General features: G+C 41.3%; 7 protein-coding genes. 4 read left to right on the forward strand and 3 right to left on the reverse strand.

Annotated features, from left to right (window positions below; translation table 11 throughout):
- A partial coding sequence (locus ACEW8U_RS07865; RefSeq protein WP_373521489.1) for a DeoR/GlpR family DNA-binding transcription regulator occupies nucleotides 1-778 on the forward strand: 778 nt, incomplete at its 5' end.
- Nucleotides 779-1,108: 330 nt separating this feature from the next.
- On the opposite strand, the gene hutG is transcribed toward ACEW8U_RS07865, so the two are convergent.
- The 3 genes from hutG to ACEW8U_RS07880 form a co-directional block, all read right to left on the reverse strand.
- Nucleotides 1,109-2,074, reverse strand: a complete 966-nt coding sequence (gene hutG / locus ACEW8U_RS07870; RefSeq protein WP_373521490.1) for a formimidoylglutamase — start codon at nucleotides 2,072-2,074, stop codon at nucleotides 1,109-1,111.
- Nucleotides 2,075-2,219: 145 nt separating this feature from the next.
- Entirely contained in the window at nucleotides 2,220-3,680 is a 1,461-nt protein-coding gene (locus ACEW8U_RS07875; RefSeq protein WP_373521491.1) for a Gfo/Idh/MocA family protein, read from the reverse strand.
- Nucleotides 3,681-3,936: 256 nt separating this feature from the next.
- Nucleotides 3,937-6,990 carry a choice-of-anchor J domain-containing protein gene (locus ACEW8U_RS07880; RefSeq protein WP_373521492.1) on the reverse strand — a complete coding sequence of 1,018 codons (3,054 nt, stop codon included), beginning with the start codon at nucleotides 6,988-6,990 and terminating at the stop codon, nucleotides 3,937-3,939.
- 338 nt (nucleotides 6,991-7,328) lie between these two features.
- Here ACEW8U_RS07880 and ACEW8U_RS07885 point away from each other — a divergent pair, with 338 nt between their 5' ends.
- The 3 genes from ACEW8U_RS07885 to ACEW8U_RS07895 all read left to right on the forward strand — a co-directional run.
- Nucleotides 7,329-8,771 carry a hypothetical protein gene (locus tag ACEW8U_RS07885; protein WP_373521493.1) on the forward strand — a complete coding sequence of 481 codons (1,443 nt, stop codon included), beginning with the start codon at nucleotides 7,329-7,331 and terminating at the stop codon, nucleotides 8,769-8,771.
- Nucleotides 8,772-9,402: 631 nt separating this feature from the next.
- Nucleotides 9,403-10,347 (forward strand): hypothetical protein, encoded by a 945-nt coding sequence (locus tag ACEW8U_RS07890; protein WP_373521494.1) that lies wholly within the window; start codon nucleotides 9,403-9,405, stop codon nucleotides 10,345-10,347.
- A gap of 699 nt (nucleotides 10,348-11,046) precedes the next feature.
- A partial coding sequence (locus tag ACEW8U_RS07895; protein ID WP_373521495.1) for a transposase occupies nucleotides 11,047-11,200 on the forward strand: 154 nt, incomplete at its 3' end.

An 11,200-nucleotide genomic window follows, 5' to 3' on the forward strand; every position in this document is an offset into this window, starting at 1 on the left:
TCCCTGCAAAAAACCGAAATCTAAGATCATGCTTAAAGAAGAACGTCAAAAATATATCCTAGACCAAGTTTACTTACATCACAGGGTTTTATTAAATGATTTATCTGAATCTTTGAATGTTTCTATAGACACAGTCAGGAGAGACGTAAAGGAATTGCACAAAGAAAAAAAGCTGAAGAAAGTGCATGGGGGAGCGACTTCCTTTGGTTTTATGACCTTTTCCAAAAATGATGGAAATGTCTATTTGCAATCAAAAAAAATTGTAATTGCGGAGAAGGCCGTTTCTCTTTTGAGGTCCGGTCAGATTATTCTAATGAGTGGAGGAACTACCAATCTTGAATTGGTAAAGGTATTTCCGAGAAAGATTGAATTGACAGTGTTTACGCCCAGTCTGCATATTGCTTTGGAGTTGATGGAGTTCCCTAATGTGGAAGTGATTTTTTTGGGTGGAAAATTGCTCCATGAAGCAAAATTTGCAATAGGGGGTACGGTGGTCAACTCACTCTCACAGATACGGGTGGACATGTTGTTTTTGGGAACAGGTTATCTTGATCCTAAGTTTGGACTTACGGAGTTTGATTGGGAGGTAGTGCAGGTAAAAAAGGCGATGATTGAATCTGCAAAAAAAACGGTCATCCTTTCCGTTTCGGATAAGCTACATTCTGTACAACGCTATCAAACCTGTGATTTGAATGCCATTGATGTGCTTGTGACAGAATTGAATCCAAGTGATGGTCTTTTGGATACTTTTAGGGAGTTTCCGATTGAGTTGTTATAGTTTAAGAAATACATAATGGTTATCCGCTTCTATGCCAGTAACCCAATATTCTATTGCAAACAGGTCGGAAGTCGGAAGTCCGATGTACTGGACATTTCAGTTTCCTAGCGAGATTTATATTGAATTACCATTTTATTGGCATCATTGCATACATACATGATGCAAATTATGAAATTGAGGACCATGTCTTGTTTCATATAGTTCTTACTCCTTTGTTTTTAGGGTTTTTGTGTAACGCTGATTTGACGGATTTACGCAGGTAAAAAAAATCAGCGAAAATCTGTTACATCAGCGTCATCAGCGTTCAATCCAATTGATTGATATCAAAAATTACAAATGTTTCCTCAAAACGAATTCAACACACCTCGCTGCAAGTCTAGCGGTGGCATTGTCTTGGTCAAACTCGGGATTTAATTCTACTACATCCATGCTGATCAATTTCCCGGAACGTGCAATCCAGTCGAGTACTTTAAAAGCAAGTTCAGGAGAAAAACCCATAGGGGAGGGGGCACTGACGCCGGGTGCGTAGGCGGATGAAAACCCATCCAAGTCAATGGTCAAATAGATTTTATTGACACTGTTGCAAAAATCATTTAAAACCAGCACGATATTTTCCCAATTGGAAAGTTTAAAATCTTCCATCTCCATCCAAGAAACTTTCAATTGTTTGGCTGTTGTGAAAAGGGAGGCGGGATTGGCTGCACTTTGGATTCCGAAGCATAAATAATGAAAATCAGAAGTAGAATCTTTGGCCAATTGAAAGAAGGGAGAACCTGAATGTCCCTTGCCATCCACCATAGGCCTAAGGTCAAAATGCGCATCCAGGTTGATGATGCCCAGTTTTTCACCTTTGGCTTTCACATGATTAAATACCCCACGTCCATGTGCAAATGCCAGGTCATGTCCACCACCCAGCAAAACCGGAAAAACTTTATTGCCCAGAAGATGTGATACAGTTTCGGAAATGACGTCATGACTTTGCTCCATATTATTTCCCATGGAGACAATATCACCAAGATCAAACAGCTGAGATTCGTCAGGCAGGTGATAGGCCATTGGCGCCATCATTTTTCGAATGGCATTGGGTCCGTTTGCAGCACCTTTCCTTCCTCGATTTCGGGTTACTCCTTCTTCTCCTGCATATCCGAGTATTCCCACCTTTTTTCCTTTGGCATCCATGGGGATGTTCAAGTCCGGGAGGCATTGAATAGCCTGATGCCAATATTGCAGGTCATCGGATGTGCGACCGGTCCAGATGGATTTTGAGGTGGGTTGGTGTAGTTTATTGAATTTCATTTAGGAAGCTATTAAATTAAAAGCTCACAGATATCACAGATTTCCAAAGACAATAATGATACTATCTGTGGATATCTGAGAAATCTGTGAGAGAATTTTTCTAATTTTAATTTCAGTGGTAGGGATAATTTTTAACTCCTAAATTCTACATCCCAAATCCTTCTCTATGTTCTCTTCCCACAAACTGATTAGCTTCTTCTAGGTTAGTAATCAACATGTTTTCTCCATCCCATAGCAGCTTCTTTCGACCATAAAATTCCATTTGGCCTTTGCTGTTTTCTCTTCTTAGCATATAGCTTCGGATCGCCAAATTGCCCATCAAAACGGTTTCTGTCATCGGACCGGCATAATCAAAGGAAGAAGTCAATGCTTTGTGTTCGGCACTTCCAAATCCCGCTTTACAGGCATCAACCCATTTTCTTTGGTGTCCATATTCAGGTTCAATGTTTTCCTCTGTTTCGGGTCCGAATTCAGTGGTGCCATCATTGAGGTAGAGTTTGGGCATCAGCGGGGAACTGTCATTGATGTTGGTAGAGATAATCCCTTTTTCGCCGATAATGAGTACACCATTGGCACTGTCTCTTCCACCGATATCATGATCGGCAGGTATGATATCGGGATGGGAAGGTCTGATGCCCCCATCGCTCCATGTCATTTCTATTGGAGACTTGCTTTTGTCAGTTGCATCAAAGTGAAGCGTGATGAAGGAGGAAGCAGGACAACCCTCAGGATGGTAATCAGGGGTCCACATGCGGGTGAATACGGTACCTACACTACATTCTGCGCTTTTGGGGTAATGTAGTCCCAAAGTTCTGAAAGGGATATCTATCAAGTGACAGCCAACGTCCCCAAGTGCACCTGTTCCATAATCCCACCAACCCCTCCAATTGAATGGATGTAAATTGGGCGTGTACGGAATCTCAGGGGCAGGTCCAAGCCACAGATTCCAGTTTAGGTCATTGGGTTTTTTACTTGGTTCGGGTTGGGGAAAGGCAAAACCCTGGGGCCAAACGGGACGGTTTGTCCAGACCTGTACTTTGGATATTTTTCCCAATTTGCCTGAATCCACCCATTTTTGGACCAGGTTCAAATATTCATTAGATCCGCCCTGATTGCCCATTTGTGTTACTACTTTTTGCTTTCTGGCCATTTCGGTCAAAATCCTTGCTTCTTGAATATTGTGTGTCAGGGGCTTTTGTACATAGACATGGATACCCTTTTGCATTGCCATAGCAGCCGCAGGTCCATGGACATGGTCAGGGGTGGAAATGGTCACCGCATCAATATCTTTTTCTTTGTCCAGCATTTCCCGGTAATCGGCATACAATTTGGCTTTTGGGAAATTTCCGACTGATGTTTTCGCAGATCCGGAGAAATCCACATCGCAAAGTGCAATTACTCTTTCTCTGCCTTTAACTGAAGCATTCATAATGTCACTTGACCCTTTTCCCCCTGCACCTATGGCTGCCAGGTTCAATTGGTCTGATGGTGCCGTAAAGCCAACTCCTCCAAGTACATGTCTGGGGACGATAAAAATGGATGAGGCAATGGCTGCATTTTTGATAAATTCCCGACGGGAAGGGTTATTGTTCTTGGTTTTTTTCATGGGTTTGTAAGGGTTAGGGTCTTCTCCTGCTTACAAGATAGAAACCCGAGTGTTTAAATCCAATTGGATAATCACTTAGGAAATTTTATTTGATCCACAAAAGAAACAAAAGGGAACAAAAGACTTTTTTACTCTAAGTTGATTTTCATTAACTTTTGTTTTCTTTTGTCACTTTTGTGGTTCCATTATTTTTTTGTTAATACAATAAAGCCAGCCAATTCGGATAAACGCAAAATCGACCACTTACATTACTTCATTAATGGATAAAAAGCTTTTTGGTCTCGGAGATGTTTCGGCTCGTGATTTTGATGATAAATAAACCTTTGGAGAAATTTCTGGAACTAAAGGAATATGTTTGGTTGAGGGTATTTGGATAGTCCACATCATGGACCAAAGCACCATTTGAGCTGATGATCTGAATATTGACATTTTCAAAACTCCTTAGGTTAAATGCCAAATTGAATACATCTCTGGCAGGGTTCGGGTAAAGAACTGGACTGCCAAGTTCAGGTCTAACTGGTTCGGGATTGGCACTGAGGAAGAATTCAAAATTATCCAGGTAAATTGGGCTGTTGTTTTGATCCCCATTTTCCAAAACAAATGCAACCCTTCCGTTTTGATTTCCCCTACCAGCAAACTCTGACAGGTCTATAAATTCTTCTCTATAACTTTCTCTGCTGTTTCGGTCAACATCCGGGGTGCTTACAGTTGAAATTTCAGAACCGGTTTTTCTCCATAATTCTTTATAAGTATTTCCAGCATCCTGACTTCCAAGAACTCTAAATACAGTATTTGGACTTACCTGACCTGCGGCCAATTCAAAAAGAATACTTGCCTGTGAACTTCTCGACAAATCCAAGATAGGCGTGCCAAACCAATAGCTATTATTGGTCAATGTATTCTGGATCACTACGGAATTATCCGCTTGAATTCCTGATTGGACCGGAGCCAAAGTAAAAGCCGTTATATTACCTTCGGGATTGACCGAAATCCAGGGACGTATATTTGGAACATTGATGAAGCTTTCCCGCCATGGTGACAGCAGTCTTTCCGAATCATGAATTACATAGCGGATGAGTTCAATTTGACCACGCATATTCTGGTCAAAACTCGGGAAAAAAATAGAGTAATCGAGTCTATTGTTTCCTTCGGTGGTGGATTTGGGCAAAATAAGATCCACCGTTTCACCTGGAGAAACAAGGCCCCGGAACACATAAAGCTGAGCTGGGGAGGCATTTGTCCTTCTTCTGAAAATAAATCCGGTTAAGGGTAAATTGCCCGTATTGGTGATGCTGAGGTTTTCTTCTGTATTCAAATTGGCGCTGATCGGCAATGGTGTATTCAGATTATCAATAGATACATCATACCTAAATTGCTCCTGATCTAATAATTGAATGTCTTTGATGTAAATGTTATTCCCATTGTCATTTTGATTGATGATGGCAATCCTGACATTTGGATTTCCCGCATAGGGACTGAGGTCCAGGATTTCTCTTCTAAACTGATCGTTGCGTGTTGGAATAAATTCGGTTGAAGTAGGATCTGAAGTGGATAAAAACAATGGATCCTTTTCATACGGGGGATCTAAGATGTCAAAATTATTGCCGCAATCCGTGGACACCGCTACTACCAACACATCAGAGATATTGACATCTGGCCTCGGGGCATGTGCTACAAGGAAGGTAAGCTGGGCGTTGGGAATATTGGTCAGGTCTATTCTAGGAGAAATCAACAAATCACTTGTTCCTTCATTTTCATAAATAAAATTCCTGACTACCAATGCCTTGGTGCTTTGTCCATCCAAGGTTAAATCAGTTTCTTCCCAAGTTAGGCCTTCGTCAGGATTGGAAATGATCCAATCTTGTCCAATATCATCAAAATCCAGTGAATAAGGCAAACCAATTTCTGGTTGGATCACCGGTGCGGAAGTAAATTCATTGTTTGAGGGATTGGGGTCAACGACATTGTTTACCAATACAATCCTGATCACAAAATTATTACCTGCGGGCGGAAGGGAGACAGGATCAAAAGATAGGGTTTGTGCTTCAAATTCACCCAAGTCCAGTTCAAAGTCTTTTGTTTCTAAAATAACGCCGTTGTTACTAATGGTAATACGTGCGGAATTGACCCTGTTGAGCCCATTGTTGAAAACCTCAACCATGGGAGTAAACTCGAGGTTGCAGAGCAGGTCCAATGGTTCGATCACCCTTTCTATGCCCATGTCATTTTCAAAGCGATCCGGAGCAATTGTTGCCCGGCCATTTACCAAACTTGCTCTAAAAGGACTTTCCGCTAATACGACATTAAATCGGTCTACCTGGCCTTGGGTAAATAAATTTTGACAGGCATCAGACGTGTAATCCATGTAATTTTCGGTCATGTCCCTGCTACCACAGGTAAACCTAGGCTGTCCAATTCTACAAACAAAGTTGTTATTTCCTTCTTGGAGCGGGGTATCATCCACAAAATCATCCACATTACATCCTCCATCTCCCCAAATATGACGCAAACTAAAAAAATGGCCTACTTCATGGGTTGCAATTCGACCCCTTGATTCAGGTACAGCATTCCCACCCTCTCCAAACCACCTATAATCTACCCAAATCCCATTGGACTCCCTTGGGAAAATAAGATTTCCCCAACCGGGCAAACTTGATATTGGAGGTGAACCTACACCCAAAGGACCTGAGATGGGCATTACCCATATATTTAAATAGTCTTCTGGCGGCCATAGAGAAATTTGCCCTGAAAGAAGCAGGTTTTCAATGGAATATGAAGCTCTGGGGCCCTCAACTCTGACCACGCCATTTGTCGGCCTTCCACGGGGATCTTGCTTTGCCAAAACGAATTCTATATGTGCATCGGCTGCCACCGGGAGGTATTGGGTTGGCGTTTGATTGGCATCTTGATTCAGTCTTCGGAAATCCTCATTTAGAACCCTCATCTGGGATTCAATCTGTACCATAGGTATATTTGCGCCTTCACCGATCTCGGTGCCGTTGTGTATGACATGGATAACAACTGGTATTAACCTGACTTCCTGTTGATTTCTTTGAATTGCCGGATTGGATTTTCTATCCCTGATCTTTTCCTGCATCCAAGCCTCAAACGTTTCATTGACATCCTGCCTGCCATATTTTTCCTGTAGCATCATTTCAAAATCCACAGCACCACAATGCTCATCATGGACATGATCTGTTTTATAAAGTGTGCCGAAAAAATTCTGGGCTTGACTATTTTCACCAATGGAAAAAAATAAAAATAGAAGTGGAATAATGCGGAGATATTTAGGGAGGAAAGGGTATTTCATGGTAATTTTATACTACTCAAATATGTGATTTTTCTGACTTAATAAATCCATCTGTTTGATTTAATGAATTTTATTAAATGGCATGTAAACTAATCCAAAAACATAAATAATAAAAATGTTTTTTTGATTGGTACTAAGAAATTAAAACTTAAAAGGCTTTTTTATGCAAAAACCACTTTTAACTCTTTGTATTTCAGATTTATTTTTTCAAAAAAAAAGTATTGAAAAATAGCATGTTTGAATGTTATTTTGGACAAATTAAAAATCAGTTCAAAATATTTGGATTAGAAAATTTTGGATATTTTAGCCAAATATTAATCACTCATAAATTTACAGATTTGCAGCGAGGTATTTTTATTTCAGTGTTACTGGCAATTGTCATTTTCCAGATTTTGGGAGAAAAAGTACCCATCAATGAAGGGGCTTATGGCGATGGCTTATTTTTCAGAGAGGTAGCAGTTTCCTTTTTGGATAAAATAGAAAATGAAAGCTATAATGTAGTTCAGATTCAACGCTTGCTGCCATTTGCCATGGTCAATATGATATTCTCGATGTTTGGGTTTGACCATGATTATGATAGCCTGATGAGTGGGATGTTGATATTTCATTTCTTGATGCTGATTCCGGGGATTTACTGGTATTTTTCGCTGACCAAAAAAATGCGGTTAAGAAGCTCCATGACCTTTTTGGGATTTTTCCTTTTGTTTGCCAATTTTGCCATTTTGAAAGAGACTTGGTACAATCCTTTTGCCACTGATTTTACCGCTTTGATTTTAGGAATAGGACAGGTCAATTATTTTGTAAGGCATGAGCGGCAAAAGCTATTTTTGGTCTCTATCGTAGGTGGGTTTGTTTGGCCCACATTATTGTTAACGGGCTTGATTCTGATCTTTTTGCCTAGTGATGCCATGCAACTGCATGAGGGGCCCAGGCCAAAATCCTTTTTCCCAATTTTGGCTTCGGCCATATTCCTGTTTCTCCTGATACTTATCAGCGCTTTTACAGGACGATTTGCAAACGGCCAAACTTGGGACATAATTCTGCATAAGCTTTCTCTATTGTCAATGGTCGCTTTTGTTTTTGTGTTTATGATCAAAAATCCCATTCAATGGAAACAAAGTTGGCTGCTGTTCAGAAAAAAGCTTAAATCACCAAAAGTCATCAGACTGGTATCTATCCTGTTGGCCTTTGTTTTTATTGTTTTTCTGTTGTCAGGGAGCAACAATAATTTCAATACGGAGGGGCTTGCACAGGCTTATTTTGGGAACATGCTGCGGTTTCCACTGGATTTTCTTGTTGGGCATTTGATGTATTTTGGATTCCTTATCCCGCTTTCCCTGGTGTTTTTCCCCAGGATGCTCAAAGAAATGGCCAAGTTGGGAATGGGATTTACAGTGGTCTGTCTTATCCTGTTTGTTTTGGTATTGCATCCTGAATCCAGGTTGCTGATGCCTTTGATTCCTTTTCTGGTGTTTTTGTTGCTGAAGGCATTGAGGACCTACCGGATATTGGATAAGGATTTGTACGTTGTTGGAGGCTTGAATTTATTGCTTTCGGCCTTTTGGTGGCCTCTGAATGTGAATGGGATGTCTGATGCGCTGCTGTCAATCCAAAGGGAAGTCATCCAAGCATTTCCTGCCCAAAGGTATTGGATGCATTTTGGGGAGATGATGTCATTTACCGTGTATTTTGTAGGGGGAGTGTTATTCAGTCTTTTGGTCTTATTGGCATGGCGGGGGAAAGGTAGGTACATTAGGATGGCGAAGGGGGAGGTGCGGTAGGGAGTGTTCAGTCTCAGAAGGCAAAAGAGGATGGATGAAGGATGTTGGTATATTTTAGAAGCGAGAAGCGAGAAGCGAGAAACGAGAAACGAGATTTTAGAGCCAAGAGCAAACAAACAAAAAAGGATGGATGAAGGGTGTAGGTAGATTTTAGAAGCGAGAGGCGAGAAACGAGATTTTAGAGCCAAGATGCAAGAAACAAAAACCAAGAGACAAACCCTGCCTGGTTGCAGGAAGCTAGAGAAAAAATTCCGTAGGAATGACCGAAATTATAGCCCGGTAATTTATTGCCGGGATTATAAGGAAAAAAGGTTGCCATGAGTGCCATAGGCACGGACGATATGGAAATGGGGGAAATGAGTCTACACATCCACGGTTTAATTTGAGTAACCTTACACAGATAGGATGATTTTAGAGTGTAGATTTGGGAAAGAAGAAGGGTGAGGGTAGAAGAAGGCGTCATTCCTCAGTTAACCAAATCATCCGTTCCCCGAGCTTGCCGAGGGGTATTTTAAGGTTCACGTCATTGGTAGGCACGAGGGATCTCAAGAGGTTCTATTTATGTTTATTATACATTTCCTGATTGGCGATCGAAGCCAAGGATCCATTAAAATTAGAAAAAGCAATCAACATGTCATCATCTTTGATTTTAAAGCCTTATCAGTCTGAATTTAAAGCCGATTGGGATGCTGTAGTTGGTTCAAGTATCAATGGTACTTTTATCCATCAAAGGGATTTTATAACCTACCATGGAGATCGATTCGATGAATGTTCTTTGATTTTCTTTGACCGAGAAAAACCTGTGGCTGTATTTCCGGCAGAAAAATCAGGTAATCAGGTTTATTCCCATAGGGGACTTACCCATTCGGGTTGGATTTTCCGCAAGGATCTGGAAGAGGAACTGCTTACGATTGTTATAAATGACACCTTACAATACTTTCGAACCAAAGGCTGTCAATCTTTGGAAGTCAGGTTGGTACCTGATTTTTTTTGCTCGGGAAGTACTTTAACCATGAAAACAATAATCCGAAAACTTGAGCCTGAATTGGTCAAAAAATCTATTTTTCATGCCACAACTTTACCTTTTGAGATTTCGGCCAGGGGAAGGAAATGGGGGAGAAAGAAAGCAGAATCCTTGGGGTTAATGGTTGAGGAGTCACCTGATTTTGAAGGTTTTTGGAAAAAAGTTCTTGAACCCCATCTTTTTGAAAAATTCCATAACCAACCTGTCCATAGTTTGGAAGAGATACTGTATTTGAAGTCCCGTTTTCAAAAAAATATCAAACTTTATGTGGTGTATCAGGAAACCGAAATGTTGGCAGGAACGGTCCTCTTCTTTCAAAATGAGGTTGTTCATTGTCAATATATAGCGAGTACAGCCAAAGGAAGGGAAAGCAGGGCATTGGACCTGCTTTTTGGAGTCTTGCTGGATAAATTCAATTTAGACAAATCTTATCTGAGTTTGGGGACTTCCTTGGATACCAGAACAGGAAATCCAATCGCAAGCTTGATCAAATGGAAGGAGAGTCTTGGGGGGAATGGGGTTGAGGTGGGGGTTTGGGAGTTTGGATTTTAGAGTTTAGAGTTTAGATTTTAGAGTTTAGATTTGAAGGATAAAGGGTTAAGGATGAAGGAGAAGGGATGAAGGATGAAGGCAAATAATGAGCCGAGAACCGAGAAACGAGAGCCGAGAGAGAAAGCCTGCATTGAGTATCGGGGAGCCAAGACCGGGCAGCAGGAACCAAAAGAAAAATTCCGTGGGCATGAACGATATACTAGCCCGGTAATTTATTGCCGATATAAAAAGGAAGTAGCGTTGACATGAAGTGCCATCGGCACGGACGATATGGATATGAATGAGATCAGACATGGGTGAGGATACACCATATGGGTTGGATGTGAGTGGAGACACTCACATGGGCGAAGAAAATATAGGCGTACAAACGCCCTACTCAGGAGTCACAAAGCCAGAGGCTTCGAATAACGAGAAATCCCGGAGGGATTGAATCCCGCTAGAGTATTTGCCCCGGGTGGAACCCGGTGGAATAAGAGGAGGCGTAAGGGACCCAAAACCCTGTAAGGGTTTAATTAGTGCTGTGGGATTATGGACATGTCAGACTACGCTGTTTAGATGGATGAGAGAGGTGGTACCCACATGGGCTGGAGGCTCAGGGCAGAATTCAACCCCTGTCGGGGTTGGTGGGTAGTGACCGGATAGTGGACCTGCTACATTTGAATAGACATTAAGTTAAGCTCTTTTCTTAAATTTGGATCAATGAGTAAAAGAAAAAGAAGAAAATTTGACGATTCCTTCAAAAGAATGGCAGTAGAGTTGCATCTGAGCGGTAAGACCAGTACTGCCATAGGCAAGGAATTGGGGATAGGCGCTGATTTGATCAGACGGTGGACGCGTGAATTTAAATCAGAGG

Origin of the sequence: Aquiflexum sp. (genome assembly GCF_041751335.1) — a bacterium.
Lineage (GTDB): Bacteria > Bacteroidota > Bacteroidia > Cytophagales > Cyclobacteriaceae > Aquiflexum.

Coding starts and splice junctions, on each gene's coding strand:
- hutG (WP_373521490.1), bottom strand. CDS start 2,074: ATGAAATTCAATAAACTACACCAACCCACCTCAAAATCCATCTGGACC.
- ACEW8U_RS07875 (WP_373521491.1), bottom strand. CDS start 3,680: ATGAAAAAAACCAAGAACAATAACCCTTCCCGTCGGGAATTTATCAAA.
- ACEW8U_RS07880 (WP_373521492.1), bottom strand. CDS start 6,990: ATGAAATACCCTTTCCTCCCTAAATATCTCCGCATTATTCCACTTCTA.
- ACEW8U_RS07890 (WP_373521494.1), top strand. CDS start 9,403: ATGTCATCATCTTTGATTTTAAAGCCTTATCAGTCTGAATTTAAAGCC.